This window comes from Tropicibacter sp. S64, from assembly GCF_049803835.1.
Classification (GTDB): Bacteria; Pseudomonadota; Alphaproteobacteria; order Rhodobacterales; family Rhodobacteraceae; genus Pacificoceanicola.
Genome location: NZ_JBNAGK010000001.1, coordinates 288,140 through 305,329 on the forward strand (window position 1 = coordinate 288,140; position 17,190 = coordinate 305,329).

Below are 17,190 nucleotides of genomic sequence, written 5' to 3' on the forward strand. Positions count from 1 at the left end.
AGATTCGGTGAATCAAGCCCCGAGTAGCGGTATTCTTCGCAAATGTCGGGGCCTGAGAGCGTGAACTGACCTTAGACCAAAAAGTCTGCGCACCGCAGACTCTGGCTCAATACCCGTAAAAGACGCCTGCGTTGTTCGCGAGTATGATGCGGATCGCATAGATTCCGACGAGCGCCACCAGAGGCGCGAGGTCGATGCCGCTCATCGGGGGCAGGATGCGGCGGATGCGGGAGTAAGCAGGTTCGAGGATGCGGTTCAGGCCGTCCCAGATCTGCGCGACGATCGGCTGGCGCAGGTTCAGAACCTGAAAGTTGATCAGCCAACTCATGATGACGTGCGCGATGATGAAGAACCAGACAATGTCGAGGATCAGCATAAGGATTTGGAACAACGACTGCATCAGGCGCCTCTTGTTTTCGGAAAGACCGCGCAAGACCTAAGCATTCGCTGCCCGAAGGGCAAGCCGCGACGCGAGGTCGTGGTTGACGCGGCGGTGCGGCGAGGTCACCACAACGCGACGTCAGAAGGAGCCGCCGATGTATCCGTTTTTCCGCCTGTTCAAGGACATGTACTTCGCCCGCCGCGCGCCGCGCATCGGCTTCTTCGACACCCATGTGAGTTACCATCGCTGCATGCCCTGGGATCTCGACCTGTGGATGGAGCTGAACAACGGGCGGACGCTGACGCTCTACGATCTCGGGCGCATCCCGATGGCGGAGCGGGCCGGGCTGCTCGCCATCCTCAAGCGCGAGACCTGGGGCCTGACGATTGCCGGCTCCGTGGTCCGCTACCGCCGCCGCGTCCGGATGTTCGACAAGGTAAAGGTGCTGAGCCGCGTGGCCGGGTGGGATCACCGCTTCGTCTACATCGAGCAGTCCATGTGGAAGGGGAGCGAATGCACCAGTCATGCGGTCTATCGCTCCGCCGTGACTGACCGGAACGGTATCGTGACTCCGGACCGGATCATGGCGGCATTCGAACTCGACGCGACCTCGCCGGAGATGCCGGAGTGGATCAGGCTCTGGATCGCCGCGGAGGACAAGCGGCCGTGGCCGCCGATGACAGACGCGGAGGCTTGAGCGCCATCATTTTCCGACTTGGGCGACTCTTCCTTGTTCTGCTAGGACGAAATTGGAGTTTCCGGGTTTGGAGTATTTGACGATGACTTTCGTGATGAAGGCACAGGCGGCCTGTGTCGCCATCCTTCTTGGCAGCGGCGCACAGGCGGCCGTCCTCATCGAGGACTTTTCCGGCGGGTTGAATGGCTGGAGCGCCTACGAGACCGTGGCGGCGGGAGGTGCGGGCGGCACGCCCGGCGGTGCCACCGTCAGCCACGTCACCACGGGCGGTCCTGGCGGCGCGGGCGATGCGTATATTCAGTATGACGACGCCACGGCCAACTGGCAGCACGCGGTTTTCGGAAACGGCTGGACCGGCGACCTGTCGCTCTACGACAATGGCCTCTTTTCCATCGACTTCATCGAGTCCTTCGGCACGGCCAATCCCCAGCATCTCAGCTTCGGAACCCTGCGTATTTCCGGGTCCGGTCAGAGCGCGGTGATGGACATCGTGCCCGCAAACCCGACCGGAAGCTGGCAGACGGCCAGCATTGCCTTCAACGCCGCGGCTTTTGGTGTGTCCGCAGGTGTGTGGACCAGCATTCTTGGAAACGTCAGCGAGATCCGCTTCCAGACCGAAGCCGCGAATGGTGGCGAGATCGTCGGGCTCGACAACGTCACCCTCACGTCACCGGCCACGGTGCCCCTGCCCGCCGGTGGCGCGCTGTTGCTGGCCGCGCTGGGTATGCTCGGGCTGCGGCGCAGGGGATGATCCGGAGCCGTCCTAGGACATCGCGAGGATGCCGCCGAGGATGAAGCCCCCGATAAACAGTGTCTCGACCACGATCAGCGCGATTGCGGCGGGGCCGACGGCGAGGACCTGCTTGAGGTTCGTCTTCATCCCCACGGCGGCGATGGCGGCGAGCAGCAACCAGCGGGAGGCCTCGCCGAGCCATTCGGCGACGACGTGAGGGATCAGGTGCATCGAATTGAGCGCGGCCAGCGCAAGAAAGCCGATGACGAAGCCGGGTAGTAACGGCGGACGCCCTTCGCCGGGCGTGCCTTCGGTCAGCGAACGGATGAGCAGCGAGGCGACGAGCACCACGGGGGCGAGCATCGCCACGCGGATCAGCTTGACCAGCGTCGCGGTCTCGCCGGTTTCCTGACTGACGGAGAAACCCGCGCCGACGACCTGGGCCACGTCATGAATCGTGCCGCCCAGGAAAACGCCCGATTGTGCCGTGTCCAGATCCAGCGTTGCAACGAGGATCGGGTAAAGGATCATGGCGAGGGTCGAGAGCACCGTGACACCGACGACGGTGAAGATCAGCCGCTCTTCGGAGCGCTCGTCGCGGGGCAGGATCGCGCCGATAGCCATGGCGGCAGAGGCGCCGCAGATCGCCACCGCGCCCGCCGTCAGTAGCGAGAACTTCCAACTGGCGTTGAAAAACCTGCCGATCAGCAGGCCGAACCCGATGGTCAGCACGACGCCTGCTACAACAAGCGTGATGAGCGGCCCGCCGAGAGCCATCAGCAGATCGAGACTGATGCGCGCACCGAGCAACGCAACCCCGGCGCGCAGCAGGCCCTTGGCCGAAAAGGCGATGCCTGGCGCTGTCTTGCCGTCTTCCGCGAGGAAATGCACGGCGATGCCCAGCAGCAGGGCGAGCAGCATGGCGGGGGTGGCATAGTGCTCCGAGAGGAACTTCGCCGCGACGGCGACCAGCGTGGCGACCATCACGCCGGGGAACAGGTGCTCGACCTTGTCTTTCAACGTCTCCAAAGACTTGCTCCTCACCGCTCCACCATCGGAACATAGGGCCGCGGGTCCGGTCCGTTGTACAGGGTCAGCGGGCGGATCAGGATGTTCTGCCTTTGCTGTTCGAGACATTGCACCAGCCAGCCGGGCATCCGCCCGATGGCGAAGATCGGCACGTAAAGGTCCATCGGGATGCCGTGCAACTGGTAGATGACGCCGGAATAGAAATCGACGTTCACGTTGAGGCCGTGGCGGGCGTAGGGCTTCATCGCCTCCACCACTGCCTGCAGGATGGCGTACCACTCCGGTGCACCCATTTCCTCGCCAAGCTTGCGCACGCCCTCGCGCATGTGCCGCGCGCGCGGGTCTTCGGCGCGGTAGACGCGGTGTCCGAAGCCGGTGACGGCTTCGCGGTTGGCCCGCTTGGCCTTGACATAGGCGGCGGCGTTCTCGGGTTTGCCGATCTCCGCGACCATCTTCATAACGTCCTCCGCCGCGCCACCGTGGGCCGGACCGGCAAGGGTCGAGAGGGCCGTGACCATGGCCCCGTGCAGCGTGGCCTCCGTGCCGACGGTCACACGGGCGGCAAAGCTCGACGCATTCGCGCCGTGCTCCGCGTGCAGGATGAAATCCACATCCGCAAGCCGGGCGGCATTGGCGCTGGGCTTCTCGCCCTTGAGCATCCAGAGCCAGTTCGCAGCATGGCTGAGGGTCTTGTCCGCCGGCACCGGGTGCCGGCCATTGCGGATCGCCTCATGCGCGGCAACGATCATCGGAACCTGGGAGGTCAGGCGGATGCCGTTCTTCAGAAAGCCGTCCTCTCCCTTCTCGGCGCTCCCCGGCTCCAGCGCGGCAAGGGCCGAGACGCAGGTGCGCAGGACGTCCATGGGATGACCGTCCTTGATGCTGTCGATGATGTCGAAGATCGCGGGGGGCAGGTTGCGGGCGTCTTTCAGGGCTGCGTCGAAGGTTTCCAGTTGCTCTGCATCAGGGAGGTCGCCATGAATCAGCAGGTAGCACACTTCCTCGAAGGTCGAGTTCTCGGCAAGATCGTGGATCGTGTAGCCGCGATAGAGAAGTTCGCCCGCCGCGCCGTCGATATGGCTCACGCCGGAGCGTTCGAAGTAGATGCCCTTGAGGCCCCGGTTGATCTTCACGTCTTCGCTCATCATGGTGCCTTTCGGATCAGGGAGGTCGGCATGGCGGTTCTGGAGAGGGTTTTCGACATCGCCCGCACACGGCAGGCGCGGGTGGTCTTTCCGGAAATGGAGGATGCGCGTGTCGCCGTAGCCTGCACGCGGTTGAAAGCCGAGAGACTGGCGGAGCCGGTCGGGCTGGCGGAGCCGTCCGAGGCGCAGCTTGCGGCGCTCGTCGAAGCGCGCGGCATGAAGGAGGGGATCGCACGGCGGATGCTGGCCAAGCCGCTGTTCCGCGCCGCGGCCATGGTCGCGGCGGGGGAGGCGGATTGCATGGTCGCGGGCGCGGACAGCCCGACGCGGCGCGTGATCGAGGCGGCCTCCATCGCCATCGGTCTGGCGGAAGGGGTGACGGTGCCGTCGAGTTTCTTCCTCATGCTCTTCCCGGACGGGCGCGAGATGCTCTTTGCCGATTGCGCCGTGAACGTCGCGCCGGATGCGGAGGCGCTGGCCTCCATCGCTGTGGCGTCCGACCTTTCGGCCAAGGCGCTTCTCGGCGACTCCCGCCCCGCGCTTCTGAGCTTCTCGACCGGCACCTCAGGCAGCGGTCCCAGCGTCGATCTCGTCCGTGCCGCTGCCTCGGCCACCGGCTTTCTCGGACCGGTGCAGGCGGACGCGGCGCTCAATCCGCGCATTGCGGCGAAGAAGGGACTGGGGCAGGGCGATGCCAATGTGCTGGTCTTCCCGTCTCTGGATGCAGGCAACATCGCCTACAAACTGGCGCAGGAACTGGCGGGCGCACAGGCGCTCGGCCCGATCCTGCAAGGCTTCCGCCGCCCCGTCTGCGATCTCTCGCGCGGGGCGACGGTGGAGGATATCGTCGCGGCGACGGCGGTGACGGTGGCCCTGGGCTGACGTCCCCCACCCCGACCCTCCCCAACGGGGAGGGAGGCCGCTAGACCGCCTGTTTGCGCATGTCCGCCGGGTCGATGCCCGCCACGACCACCGGCTTCTTCATCGCATCACGGCGGAAAGGCTCGCCCAGTTCCTGATTGATAAGAGCCTCGATCAGCGTCGTGACGCCGTTTTCCATCTGGTCCTTCACCGCCTGCGCCAGCGCCGCCGTCAGCTCGTCCATGGTCTTCGTCTGGACACCTTTGAGCCCGCAGGCCTGCGCGATGGCGGCGTAGGACACGCCATCGTCGAGTTCGGTGCCGACGAAATTGTCGTCATACCACAGCGTCGAGTTGCGCTTCTCCGCGCCCCACTGGTAGTTGCGGAAGACCACCTGCGTGATCGCGGGCCATTCCTTGCGGCCGATCGCGGTCAGTTCCGTGACCGAGATGCCGAAGGCACCGTCTCCGGCGAAGCCGACCACCGGCACGTCCGGGCAGCCGATCTTCGCGCCGATGATCGCCGGAAGGCCGTAACCACAGGGACCGAAGAGGCCCGGGGCAAGATACTTCCGGCCTTCGTCGAAGGACGGATAGGCGTTGCCGATGGCGCAGTTGTTGCCGATGTCGGAGGAGATGATCGCATTGCGCGGCAAGGCGCTCTGGATCGCGCGCCAGGCCATGCGCGGGCTCATCCAGTCCGGCTTGTCGGCGCGGGCGCGCTGGTTCCAGCTGGTGCCGGGATCGTCGTCCTCGTGGGTCATCTCGGTGAGCTGCTGCGCCCAGCGCGACTTGGTCTCGGCGATCTTCGCTCGGCGCTCCTGACGTCCGGCCTCACCCGCGTTCTCGGAAAGCTGCCGCAGGATTCCCTTTGCCACCTTCGCCGCGTCGCCAACGATGCCGACCGTGACCTTCTTCGTCAGGCCGATGCGGTCCGGGTTGATGTCGACCTGGATGATCCTTGCGCTTGTGGGCCAGTACTCCATCCCGTACCCCGGCAGGGTCGAGAACGGGTTGAGCCTTGTGCCCAGCGCCAGGACCACATCCGCCTCCCGGATCAGCTCCATCGCCGCCTTCGATCCGTTGTAGCCCAGAGGCCCTGCAAACAGCGGATGACTGCCCGGGAAAGCGTCGTTGTGCTGGTATCCAACGCAGACCGGCGCTTCCAGCCGCTCGGCAAGCTCCATGCTCGCCGCGATGCCGCCCTTCGACAGCACCACGCCCGCGCCGTTGAGGATCACCGGGTTCTTCGCCTGCGACAGCAGCGCGGCGGCTTCGGCGACGGAGGTCTCGCCACCGGAGGATCGCTCGAAATTGATCGGCTCGGGGATCTCGATGTCGATCACCTGCGTCCAGAAATCGCGCGGCATGTTGATCTGCGCCGGGGCGCTGGCCTGCTTTGCCTTGGAAATCACCCGTGTGAGCACTTCGGCCACGCGGGAGGGATCGCGGACTTCCTCCTGGTAGGCGACCATGTCGCGGAACAGCGCCATCTGCTCGACTTCCTGGAAGCCACCCTGACCGATGGTCTTGTTCGCGGCCTGCGGCGTGACGAGGAGCAGCGGCGTGTGGTTCCAGTAGGCCGTCTTGACCGCCGTGACGAAATTCGTGATGCCCGGACCGTTCTGCGCGATCATCATGCTCATCTTGCCCGAAGCGCGGGTGTAGCCGTCCGCCATCATGCCGCCGGAGCCTTCGTGCGCGCAGTCCCAGAACTTGATCCCGGCTTTCGGGAAGAGGTCCGAGATCGGCATGAAGGCGGAGCCGATGATGCCGAAGGCATGTTCGATGCCGTGGCGCTGCAGCACCTTCACGAAGGCTTCTTCGGTGGTCATTTTCATTGGTGGAATTCCCTGAGCGTGTCGCCGCCGCACGCGGCCTTTGCCGGTCATGGTAAGCGCTGCACTCTCCACCGGATAGGGCCAGTTGATGTGCCCGGTTATGTCCAACTCTTCGGTGAGCCGGAAACGGGAGATTAAAACCTGCTGCCGTACATCGGAGGGCGACGCTTCTGGAAACCGCCGAATGCCCAACCTCCTCTCGCTCTATCTGCCCGCGCTCGTGCCCTCTTGGCGGTTCTTCAAGACCGTGGGGCCGAGTCCGCGCATCGAGTATCGCGTCGATGGTGGGGATTGGGTCGGCTGCGAGCATCGCCCGGAGCATGTGCGGATCTCGCGGATGCTGCGCCGGATGCTCTGGAATCCGCGCTGGAACGAACAGCTTTACCTTGTCAGTCTTTCCGAGCGCCTGGCCAGCGATCCGGACCAGGCCGACCATGCGGTGCGGGAGTTGGCAGAGCGGATCATCCGGCTCGGGTCTGTCCCGCCGGGCGCAGTGATGGAGTTTCGCGTCATCTTCCTCGCGCCCGAGGGAGACCGGATCGGGCTCTTCGTCGAGTACGAAAGCCTTGCAAAGCGGGTGCCGGACGATGCCGTTTGAGCTTGCCCTGCGTGTGACGGAAATCCTGCTCGCGCTGGCCATGATCCAGCAAAGCCTCGAGCATCTGGCGACGGAGCGGCGCAGTCGCTGGATCTTCCTTGCCCGGACTGGATTGTGCCTGCTGCTGCTGCTCAGCGGGATTCAGCCCGCCGTGACTCTTGTGCCTCTATTGGCCACGAGCCTCCTGCTTCTGCACCGTTATCAAGGCCCTTACAACGGCGGCAGCGACAAGATGACCCTGCTCATCCTGACCTGCCTGACGGTTTCGCGGCTTGCCCCGGAGCGCTACGCGGAGCTTGCCTTCGCCTATCTCGCAGCGCAGCTTCTCCTGAGTTATTTCACCTCCGGCTGGATCAAGATCATCAACCCGGACTGGCGCAGCGGCGCGGCGCTTCGGGACGTCTTCCGCTTTTCCGCCTATCCCGTTAGCGAGAGCCTGCGTGGTTGGGCCGATCGTCCGCGCGTGTTGCAAGCTGCCGGTTGGGCGGTGATGCTCCTTGAACTGGCGTTTCCCCTCAGCCTCCTGCATCCACTGACGCTGATGGCGGCGCTGGCCTGCACCGCCGCCTTCCATTTCTCCAATGCCTGTTTCTTCGGGTTGAACCGGTTTTTCTGGATCTGGATCGCGGCGTATCCCTCGATCCTCTGGCTGCAAGGCAGGCTGATCGGTTAGCCGCATTGGACACGGAGGCCAAGGCGCTGTAACAGGCAGAAAAGAGGCCACCGAGAGCAACATGACCGCAACCCCGTCCGACATCGCCCGCGAGGTGCTCGCCACCGAGGCCGCCGCGCTGACACGGCTTGGCGCGGAGCTTCCCGAGAGCTTTGATGCTGTGGTTGACCTGCTTCTGAAGGTGCAGGGGCGCGTGATCGTTTCCGGCATGGGCAAGTCTGGCCATGTAGCGAGCAAGATCGCCGCGACCTTCGCCTCGACCGGGACCCCGGCGCAGACCGTGCATCCGGGAGAGGCGAGCCATGGCGACCTTGGCATGATCACCCGCAATGATGCGGTCATCCTGATCTCCAATTCCGGCGAGACCCGCGAGTTGGCCGACATGATCGCCCATTGCGCCCGCTTTGCCATCCCGCTGATCGCCATGACGAAACGCGCCGAAAGCAGCCTTGGCAGCGCGGCGCAGCATGTCCTGCTGTTGCCGGACGCCGCCGAAGCTTGTGCCATCGGTATGGCGCCGACGACCTCGACCACCATGGCCATGGCGCTGGGCGACGCGTTGGCGGTGGCGATGATGCGGCACAGGGGTTTCGGCAAGGAGAACTTCGCCGCTTTCCACCCCGGCGGGACGCTGGGTGCGCAGCTTCTCCATGTCCGGGCGGTCATGCACACGGGCTCGGAACTGCCGCTGGTGACAGAAGACGCGCCAATGAGCGAGGTTCTGCTGGAAATGAGCAAGAAGGGCTTTGGCGTGGCGGCGCTTGTTGACGGCGACCGCCTGGCCGGGATCATCACGGACGGCGATTTGCGCCGCAACATGGACGGGCTGATGGAGCGGACCGCGGGTGGGGTTGCCACGCGCACGCCGCTGGTCACCCGGCCGGATACGCTGCTTACGGAGGCCTTGGGAGTCATGAACATGTCGAAACGGACGGTCTTGCTGGTGGTCGAGGAGGATCACCGGCTGGTGGGGCTTCTGCACATTCACGATGCACTTCGGGCAGGTGTGGCATGAGCGCGGTCATCTTCATCCCCGCCCGCTATGCGTCCTCGCGCTACCCGGGCAAGCCGCTGGTGGAACTGACCGGCGCGACGGGCGTGGCGAAGTCGCTGATCCAGCGCAGCTGGGAAGCGGCGAAGTCGGTCAAGGGCGCAGATGCGGTCTACGTCCTGACGGACGACGCGCGGATCGCCGATGCGGCGAAGGCCTTCGGTGCGGAGGTCATCATGACTTCCTCCGACGCCCGCAACGGCACGGAGCGCTGCGCCGAGGGTGTGGCGAAACTGGATTGCGAGCCGGATGTCGTCGTGAACCTGCAAGGCGACGCACCGTTGACCCCGGCCTGGTTCGTCGAAGACCTGATCGCGGCCATGTCCGATGCCACGGTGAACATGGCGACGCCAGTGCTGAAATGCGATCACGAAACCCTGTCGAATTTCGTCTCCGACCGCCACGCGGGCCGTGTCGGCGGCACCACCGCCGTCATGCGCCGCGATGGCAAGGCGATCTACTTCTCCAAGGAAGTGCTGCCTTACGTCGGCAATCTCGAAACGCCGCCGGAGGTCTGGCACCATGTGGGTGTCTACGCCTACCGCCCGGGCGCCCTGCGGTCTTACATGGGCTGGCCCGAAGGACCGATCGAGAAGGCCGAGGGGCTGGAGCAGCTGCGGTTTCTGGAAAACGGCATGGACGTGACCTGCGTGCCGGTCGAGGGCAAGGGCCGGGTGTTCTGGGAACTCAACAACCCCGTGGACGTGAGCCGCATCGAAGGGGTTCTGAAGAAGGAAGGCATCGCATGAAAGCTGTTCAAATCCGCGATGTGACCATCGCCAACGACCTGCCCTTCGCGCTGATCGCCGGGCCGTGCCAGCTTGAAAGCCTCGATCATGCCCGGATGCTGGCGGAGAAGATCGCGGAAGCGGCTTCGGCGTCGAGCATCCCGTGGATCTTCAAGGCCAGCTACGACAAGGCGAACCGCTCCTCGCTCAAGGGCAAGCGCGGGCTGGGCATGGACGAGGGTCTGCGCATTCTCGGAGCCATCCGGGATGAGTTCGACGTGCCGGTGCTGACCGATGTGCATGACGCCGGGCAGTGCGCCCCGGTCGCCGAGGTTGTCGACGTGCTCCAGATCCCGGCCTTCCTCTGCCGTCAGACGGACCTTTTGTTGGCGGCGGGAGAGACCGGCAAGGCGGTGAACGTCAAGAAGGGGCAATTCCTCGCGCCCTGGGACATGGCCAACGTGGCGGACAAGATCGCCAGCACCGGCAATGAGAAGATCCTGCTCTGCGAGCGCGGCACATCGTTCGGCTACAACATGCTGGTGTCGGACATGCGTTCCCTGCCGATCATGGCGGAGACCGGACGGCCGGTGGTGTTCGACGCAACGCATTCGGTGCAGATGCCCGGCGGGCAGGGCACCTCGTCTGGCGGCAAGCGTGAGTATGTCGAGCCGCTGGCACGGGCGGCGCTGGCCATCGGCTGCGGCGCGGTCTTCATGGAGACCCACGAGGACCCGGACAACGCGCCGTCTGACGGCCCGAACATGGTGCCTGTGCAGGCGCTGGGCCAGGTTCTGGAGGGGCTGAAGGCCATCGACGATCTGACGAAGGCCCGCAGCTACGCGCTGTAACCGAAGTCCGTGACGGATTTCGGACCGGAAAGCTTCAAGCTTTCCGGCACCCTACGCCAGCTTCGCTTTCAGCTTCCTAAGGTAGTCCGTGACGAGGGCGAGCGCCCGCTCGGCGCTCCCTGCCTCGGCATAGCAGCGGAATTCCGGCGCGTTGCCGGAGGGCCGCAGGTGCACCACATCGCCACTCTCGAAGGTCACGCGCAGGCCGTCCGTTTCGTCCAGCTTCGCCTCCCTGCCCGTCGCGGCAAAGAACGCCTCGCGCGTCTCCCGGTCACTCGACAGTTCCGCGATGAAGCTGCGCGAGTGTTCCGTCTCGATGCCCTGAATGCGATCCGCGGCGGTAAAGCGCGGCGGCAGCGCGTCGGCCAGTTCGGCCAGCGAAACGCCCTGTCGCGCGGCCTCCGCCAGAGGCGCAAGGATGGGCAGCAGGCAGTCCCGCGTCATCAGCGGTGCCAGAGGCCCGGCGGGTCCCTGTGCTTCGAACCCGAGCAGGAAGCCGCCGTTGGCCTCGTAGCCGACGACCTTCGCGCCGTGCTCCTGCGCCAGCGTTTCTTCCATGGCGGCAATGACATAGGGTGAGCCGATGCGGGTCAGGGTCACCCGCCCGAACTCGGGCATCTGCGCCACCATCGTGTTCGAACTCACTGGCGTGCAGAGCACCTTCGCCCCGAGCGCCCGGGCTGTCAGTGCGCCGAGCACGTCGCCGAGGATCACCCGCCCGGAGGCATCCGCGACCATCGGGCGGTCCGCGTCGCCGTCCGTCGAGATCACCGCGTCCAGCGCGTGCTCGCTGCACCAGCCCGCCAGCATCCCGCGTGTTTCGGGGTCCAGCGCCTCGGTATCCACCGGGATGAAGACGTCCGAGCGGGCGAGGGCCACCGGCTCCGCTCCCAGCGCTTTCAGGACGTCGACCATGACGTCGCGGGCGACAGAGCTGTGCTGGTAGACACCGACGCGCAGGCCGCGCAGCGCCTCTCCGAAACCGAGTGCATAGCGCTGGACGTAGGCCGTCACCGCGTCGCGGGTCTGCCGCTCGGACGCGGCTCCCATGGACAGGGACTTGCCCCGGTTCGCGGTGATCGCTTCCTCGTCCGGCTTGGTGATTTCCCCCGTCGGGACGTAGAACTTGAGGCCGTTGCGGTCTGCCGGGATATGGCTTCCCGTGACCATGATCGCCGCTTGCCCTGCTTCGAGGGACGACAAGGCCAGCGCGGGGGTCGGCAGCACGCCGCAGTCGATCGCCTGCACGCCGCAGCCCTCGACCGTCCGCAGCACCCATTCGGCAATCTGCGGCGAGGAGGGTCGCAAATCGCGCCCGACATGCACCGCGCCGCCGGTCGGGCAGGCCAGAAGGAAGGCGGTGGTGTAATCGGTGACCAGCTCCTCGGTCAGTTCCGTGACCAGCCCGCGCAGGCCGGATGTTCCGAATTTCGGCGCCATTCCGCTCTCCCTTTTCGATAAGCCGTTGATGCCGAAGGGACAGGGTAAAGGCAACCGATTTGGCTGCTTGCGAGGGGGTCCGGGCGGGGCTATCACGGTCTTCCCGAAGTGAAGGAGACCCCCATGTCCGACACCGCAGAGCGCATCAGCCGCGTCATTGCCACCGAGATCAACGCCACGCCGAAACAGGTCACGGCGGCTGTCGAGCTGCTCGACGGCGGGGCGACGGTGCCTTTCGTGGCGCGCTATCGCAAGGAGGTGACGGGCGGTCTCGACGACACGCAACTGCGCACGCTGAACGACCGGCTCGCCTACCTGCGCGAGATGGAAGCGCGGCGGGCAACGATCCTGTCGTCCATCAAGGAGCAAGGCAAGCTGACGGACCTTCTCGCCCGCCAGATCGCGCAGGCGGATACGAAAGCGGCGCTGGAAGACATCTACCTGCCCTACAAGCCGAAGCGGCGCACGCGGGCGATGATCGCGCGGGAGAACGGGCTGGAGCCGCTGTTGCGCGGCATCGTGGAGGATCGGAGCAAGGACCCGGTGAAGCTGGCAGAAGGTTTCCTCAACGCCGAGGTGCCGGACGTGAAGAAGGCGCTGGAAGGGGCGAGAGATATTCTCGCGGAAGAGCTTTCCGAGAATGCGGAGCTTCTGGGCAAGCTGCGGACCTTCATGATGGAGGAGGCCCGGATCAGCGCGAAGGTGCAGCCGGGAAAGGAGCAGGAAGGGGCGAAATTCTCCGACTACTTCGACCATTCGGAGAAATGGGCGGACATTCCCTCGCACCGGGCCTTGGCCATTCTCAGGGCCGCCAAGGAAGAGATCGTCACCATCGAGATTGCCCCCGACGCGGAGACCGGCGTGCCGCGTGCCGTTGGCATGGTCGCGGGTGTTCTGGGCACAAAGGGCGAGCAGCCGGGCGATCTGTGGCTGCGCGAGGCTGCGGCGTGGACCTGGCGGATCAAGCTGAGCCTGTCGATGTACGTCGACCTGCTCTCCGAGCTTCGCAAGCGGGCGCATGAGGCGGCCATCGACGTGTTCTCCCGCAATCTCAAGGACTTGCTCCTGGCCGCGCCGGCGGGCGCGAAGGCAACGCTGGGTCTCGACCCGGGCATCCGGACCGGGGTGAAGGCGGCGGTGGTCGATGCCACGGGCAAGCTCGTCGAGACCGCGACGCTCTACCCCTTCCAGCCGAAGATGGACGTGCGCGGCGCGGAAGCGGCGATTTTGGCGATGGTGGCGAAGCATGGCGTCGAGCTGATCGCCATCGGCAACGGCACCGCCAGCCGCGAGACGGAGCGGCTTGTGGGCGAGACTTTGAAGCACTTGCCGAAGACCGTGAAGATGCCGACGAAGGTGGTCGTCTCCGAGGCTGGGGCGTCCGTCTATTCCGCCTCCGAACTGGCGGCAAAGGAATTCCCGGATCTGGACGTTTCTCTCAGGGGGGCGGTCTCCATCGCTCGCCGTTTGCAAGACCCGCTGGCGGAACTGGTGAAGATCGAGCCGAAGAGCATCGGCGTTGGCCAGTATCAGCACGACGTCGACCAGCGCCGCCTCGCACAGGCGCTGCAAGGCGTGGTCGAGGATGCGGTGAACGCCGTGGGTGTCGATCTGAACATGGCCTCTGCGCCGCTGCTGGCCTATATCGCGGGGCTGTCGTCGAACATCGCACAAGCGGTTGTGGATTACCGGGATGCCAACGGCGCCTTCCCCTCGCGCAAGGCGCTGATGAAGGTGCCGGGGTTGGGGGCGAAGACTTTCGAGCAATGCGCCGGATTCCTGCGCATTCGCGGCGGTGAAGAGCCGCTGGATGCCTCCTCCGTGCACCCCGAAGCCTATGGCGTCGCGCGGAAGATCGTGAAGGCCTGCGGGCGGGACATTCGCGCGATCATGGGAGACGGGCAGGCGCTCAAGGGGCTTCGCGCCGAGCAATTCGTCGACGAGACCTTTGGCCTGCCGACCGTGCGGGATATTCTCTCGGAACTGGAAAAGCCGGGCCGCGACCCGCGCCCGGACTTCAAGACCGCGAGCTTTGCCGACGGGGTCGAGGACATCAAGGACCTCAAGCCGGGGATGCGGCTCGAAGGGACGGTGACGAACGTCGCGGCCTTCGGCGCTTTCGTCGACATCGGCGTGCATCAGGACGGGCTGGTGCACATCAGCCAGCTTGCGGATCGCTTCGTGAAGGATCCGCATGAGGTGGTGAAGGCCGGGGACGTGGTGAAGGTCACGGTCACGGAAGTGGACGTGCTGCGCAAGCGGATCGCCTTGTCGATGCGCAAGGATGGCGGGCGGGGCGGTGCACGGCCGGAGCCGAAGGATCGCCGCGACGCACCGCGGGGCGGCCCACGTCACGCCGGGCCGAAGGGTCAACCGCCGAAGGGCGCTTCGGGTGGCACCGGCGCGCTCGGTGCGGCGCTGCTCGACGCGATGAAGAAGCGTTAATCGAAGAAATCAGGCTTGGGGGCGGCCTTGCCCCCGAGCACCCAGTCGTAGACGTGTCGCACCTGCTCCGCCTTGCGCGACCAGAGGAAATGCGACTGGACGCGGGCGCGGGCGGCTTCGGCCATCTGCTCCAAAGCCGCCGGATCGCCTGCAAGGTCTTGCAAAGCCGCGCGAAAATCCCGGACGATCTCCTGGCGGCTGCCGCAGGGCACCTTGACGCCCCAATCCGGATGGACAAGTTCTCCCGGTCCTGCGTAGTCCACGATCAGGGGAACGACGCCGAGGGCCATGGCTTCGAGCACCACGCCGCCGCCAAACTCGCGGATGCTCGGGAAGGTCAGGAGGTGACAGCGGGCGAGCGTCTCCTGCACCTCCTCATGCGCCTTCCAGCCGTGGAAGGTGACACCGGGCAGCCCCTTCGCCTGCGCTTCCAACGCCGGTCGCATCGGGCCGTCGCCAATGATTTCCAACTCCAGCTTCCCTGACTGCAAGAGCGGCTCCGCCGCGCTCAGCAGCATGTCGCAACCCTTGTAAGGCACCAGCCGCCCGACAAACGCGCCGCGCAGCACGCCAGAGGGCGCGGCAATGCGGTTGAATCGCACCGGGTCGATGCCGTTTTCGGGGATGTAGAGTGTCTTGCCCTGATGCTCCGCCGGGATTTCCGAGGCGGTATGGTATGAGCCGGCAAGGATCGCGGCGGCATGGCGCAGGGTCGTGCCGCGCCCGGGCAGCAGCTTGTAGGCGGAGCGGATATAGCTCAGCCATTCCTTTTCTGCCCGACGCTCGGCTTCGAAGCCCTTCGGCCAGGGTACACCCCCGTTCAGCGGGCCGAGGACGAAGGGCACGCCCGCCTTCGCACAGCGCCCCGCCAGCGAGGAGGAAATCGTCGGTGACAACGGCGTGATGCGGTGGACGATGTCCCACTGGCCGCTCTCGATCTCATCGCCAAAGCGCTTCCAGACCAGCCGCTCGAAATGCGGGTAGCTCAGGGCGTTCAAAGCCTGAACCATCGTCCAGCCCTTGCCCTCCCCCATACGCAGCTTTTCGGCCAGTTTCCACATCGGCCGGGACAGCGCCTCCGAGTCGATGGCGGTGAAGTCCTCGCCCTCGACCATCCCGGCTCGCAGGAAAGCGTCGCGGTTGCGCACCTGCGTGACGATATGCACATCGGCCACTTGCCGCAGGGCGGAGGCGAGGGACCAGCCCACGAGCGGCACGCTCACCCATTCCGGGTTCGCCGCCTCGGCGATGGCAAGGACCCGGACCACGTTACATCACCGATTGCCAGCTGAGTTTGGACGTATACTTCTGCAATCGCAGCCGTTCCGCCCGCAATTGCTCCGCATATCCGGTCAGCGCCCCGGCGATCAGCCAGGTCAGCGGTGTCAGCGTCGCGTTCGGCAGCATATCCGCCAGGTTGATGGCGAGGATCAGCGACAGGGGCGCGATCATCGGGGAGATGGCATCCCTGCGGCTGGGGATGGCCTCGCGCCAGAGCAGGATGAGCGGCCAGAGCAGCAGGCCGAATTCGGCGAGGAAACCGACCCAGCCGTAGGTGCCGATCAGGATGATCCAGCGGCCGTCTGTCACCGTCAGGATGTTGCCGGAAACCGGATCAAGGATATGGTTGCGCCCCCAGCTGCCCCAGCCGAACACCGGCTTGATATAGGCACGGTCGAGCAAGGTCTGCTCATTGTCGAAGCGGAATTCGAGGGAGCGGGCACGCTCCGGCTCGATGCTGGCGATGGCGTCGAGAAGCCGTTCCTCGGGGATCAGGTCGACACCTTTCATCACAGGATAGCTGACTGCCAGCAGGGCGATCACGATGGCCATGCGGATCTGCATCAATCGGCTGAGCAGCAGGACGGCCGGAACCAGGAGCAGCGCGAACAGCAGGGCGCCGAAGGATTTTGCGAGGACGAGGATGGCGAACAGGTAAAGCGCCGCGAGTAGCCGCTTGAACCGGGTTACCTGCGTGTCCAGCCGCCACAGCGCCCAGGCGGAGACCACGGCGGTTGTCATGAAGAAGGCGACCCAGAGGCCATGATAGAGGAACACCACCGGGCGATAGCCCCCGGCGCGGATGCTCTGCCCGAAGAGGTGCTGATAATAGCCGTAGACCCAGAGGTTCAGCTGTGGCGACAGGCGCATCTCGATCAGCATGGGCACCGAATAGAGCAGCCCGCCCACCATCAGCGCCACCATGAGGTCACGCTGCGCGCCGCCGCTGGCGAGGTGTTGCCTTGCCAGAAGGAAGGGCAGGATCAGCAGGGATTGCTGCACGATCAGGGCGAGCGCGTCCTTGATCGTCAGCCCCGGCAGGCCGACCTGTCCGAAAAACACCGGCTCCTCGTTGGTCAGAACGGTCATCACCGGCGACAGGACGAAGGTCAGCACGAGGGTGCGCCCGACCCAGGACTCCGGCAGGATCGGCACCTTCTGGCCGTCGCGCCAGAGCAGGATCAGGAAGGATGCCAGCGCCGGAATGTTGTGTTTGTTCAGAGGCGGAATCAGCGGCAGGTCGAAGGCCGCAGGCGGCTCCGGCAGGAACAGGTAGCCCAGCATCAGCGACCAGATCAGCGCCCGATCCCGCGGCAGCCGCAGGAACAGGATCATGGTCACGATGGGCCAGATGGCCAACGCGAGAAAGGCGATCGGATTGGGCATGTCTGCCTTCGGTCAATGGGCGGCGGCTGGGCCGGACGACAGGCACTGTA

At 65.4% G+C, this 17,190-nt stretch carries 16 protein-coding genes; 9 read left to right on the forward strand and 7 right to left on the reverse strand.

All coding sequences use genetic code 11. The features are described from left to right. Nucleotides 1-106: 106 nt before the first annotated feature. Nucleotides 107-400, reverse strand: a complete 294-nt coding sequence (locus tag ACP159_RS01445) for a YggT family protein (RefSeq protein WP_425097832.1) — start codon at nt 398-400, stop codon at nt 107-109. Nucleotides 401-536: 136 nt separating this feature from the next. On the opposite strand from ACP159_RS01445, the gene ACP159_RS01450 reads away from it, so the two are divergent. Further along, nucleotides 537-1,079, forward strand: coding sequence for a thioesterase family protein (locus ACP159_RS01450; RefSeq protein WP_425097834.1), 543 nt, complete (start codon nt 537-539; stop codon nt 1,077-1,079). 82 nt (nt 1,080-1,161) lie between these two features. Beyond that, nucleotides 1,162-1,830, forward strand: a complete 669-nt coding sequence (locus tag ACP159_RS01455) for a hypothetical protein (protein ID WP_425097835.1) — start codon at nt 1,162-1,164, stop codon at nt 1,828-1,830. A gap of 12 nt (nt 1,831-1,842) precedes the next feature. Here ACP159_RS01455 and ACP159_RS01460 read toward each other — a convergent pair whose 3' ends face one another. After that, complete coding sequence (locus tag ACP159_RS01460; protein ID WP_425098190.1) at nt 1,843-2,796, reverse strand: YeiH family protein; 954 nt, start codon at nt 2,794-2,796, stop codon at nt 1,843-1,845. Between the two features lie 56 nt (nt 2,797-2,852). After that, nucleotides 2,853-3,989 (reverse strand): citrate/2-methylcitrate synthase, encoded by a 1,137-nt coding sequence (locus tag ACP159_RS01465; RefSeq protein ID WP_425097836.1) that lies wholly within the window; start codon nt 3,987-3,989, stop codon nt 2,853-2,855. 27 nt (nt 3,990-4,016) lie between these two features. Here ACP159_RS01465 and ACP159_RS01470 point away from each other — a divergent pair, with 27 nt between their 5' ends. After that, nucleotides 4,017-4,868 (forward strand): phosphate acyltransferase, encoded by an 852-nt coding sequence (locus ACP159_RS01470; RefSeq protein ID WP_425097837.1) that lies wholly within the window; start codon nt 4,017-4,019, stop codon nt 4,866-4,868. Nucleotides 4,869-4,908: 40 nt separating this feature from the next. Here the strand turns inward: ACP159_RS01470 and xsc are convergent, their stop codons facing one another. Beyond that, a complete protein-coding gene (xsc, locus tag ACP159_RS01475) occupies nt 4,909-6,687 on the reverse strand; it encodes a sulfoacetaldehyde acetyltransferase (RefSeq protein ID WP_425097838.1) in 1,779 nt (592 codons plus the stop codon). A 184-nt stretch (nt 6,688-6,871) separates the two neighbouring features. Between xsc and ACP159_RS01480 the strand changes: the two genes are divergently transcribed. The 5 genes from ACP159_RS01480 to kdsA all read left to right on the forward strand — a co-directional run bounded on the left by ACP159_RS01480 (nt 6,872) and on the right by kdsA (nt 10,588). After that, nucleotides 6,872-7,285 (forward strand): hypothetical protein, encoded by a 414-nt coding sequence (locus ACP159_RS01480; RefSeq protein ID WP_425097839.1) that lies wholly within the window; start codon nt 6,872-6,874, stop codon nt 7,283-7,285. Continuing rightward, complete coding sequence (locus tag ACP159_RS01485; RefSeq protein ID WP_425097840.1) at nt 7,275-7,958, forward strand: HTTM domain-containing protein; 684 nt, start codon at nt 7,275-7,277, stop codon at nt 7,956-7,958. Before ACP159_RS01480 ends, ACP159_RS01485 begins: the two co-directional genes overlap by 11 nt. A 61-nt stretch (nt 7,959-8,019) precedes the next feature. Continuing rightward, on the forward strand, nt 8,020-8,973 hold the full coding sequence (locus tag ACP159_RS01490) for a KpsF/GutQ family sugar-phosphate isomerase (protein ID WP_425097841.1): 954 nt from the start codon (nt 8,020-8,022) through the stop codon (nt 8,971-8,973). Beyond that, the gene (locus ACP159_RS01495) at nt 8,970-9,758 is read left to right on the forward strand and encodes a 3-deoxy-manno-octulosonate cytidylyltransferase (protein ID WP_425097842.1); all 789 of its coding nucleotides are present in this window, start codon (nt 8,970-8,972) and stop codon (nt 9,756-9,758) included. The genes ACP159_RS01490 and ACP159_RS01495 overlap by 4 nt, the downstream gene beginning before the upstream one ends. Next, complete coding sequence (gene kdsA, locus ACP159_RS01500; RefSeq protein ID WP_425097843.1) at nt 9,755-10,588, forward strand: 3-deoxy-8-phosphooctulonate synthase; 834 nt, start codon at nt 9,755-9,757, stop codon at nt 10,586-10,588. Before ACP159_RS01495 ends, kdsA begins: the two co-directional genes overlap by 4 nt. Nucleotides 10,589-10,639: 51 nt before the next feature. Here the strand turns inward: kdsA and ACP159_RS01505 are convergent, their stop codons facing one another. Then, nucleotides 10,640-12,028, reverse strand: a complete 1,389-nt coding sequence (locus ACP159_RS01505) for a phosphomannomutase (RefSeq protein ID WP_425097844.1) — start codon at nt 12,026-12,028, stop codon at nt 10,640-10,642. Between the two features lie 123 nt (nt 12,029-12,151). Here ACP159_RS01505 and ACP159_RS01510 point away from each other — a divergent pair, with 123 nt between their 5' ends. After that, nucleotides 12,152-14,473, forward strand: coding sequence for a Tex family protein (locus tag ACP159_RS01510; protein ID WP_425097845.1), 2,322 nt, complete (start codon nt 12,152-12,154; stop codon nt 14,471-14,473). Here ACP159_RS01510 and ACP159_RS01515 read toward each other — a convergent pair. Continuing rightward, nucleotides 14,470-15,741 carry a glycosyltransferase family 4 protein gene (locus tag ACP159_RS01515; protein WP_425097846.1) on the reverse strand — a complete coding sequence of 424 codons (1,272 nt, stop codon included), beginning with the start codon at nt 15,739-15,741 and terminating at the stop codon, nt 14,470-14,472. The two genes, ACP159_RS01510 and ACP159_RS01515, sit on opposite strands and share 4 nt — an antisense overlap. A 1-nt stretch (nt 15,742) precedes the next feature. Next, the gene (locus ACP159_RS01520) at nt 15,743-17,140 is read right to left on the reverse strand and encodes a hypothetical protein (protein WP_425097847.1); all 1,398 of its coding nucleotides are present in this window, start codon (nt 17,138-17,140) and stop codon (nt 15,743-15,745) included. Nucleotides 17,141-17,190: the final 50 nt, after the last annotated feature.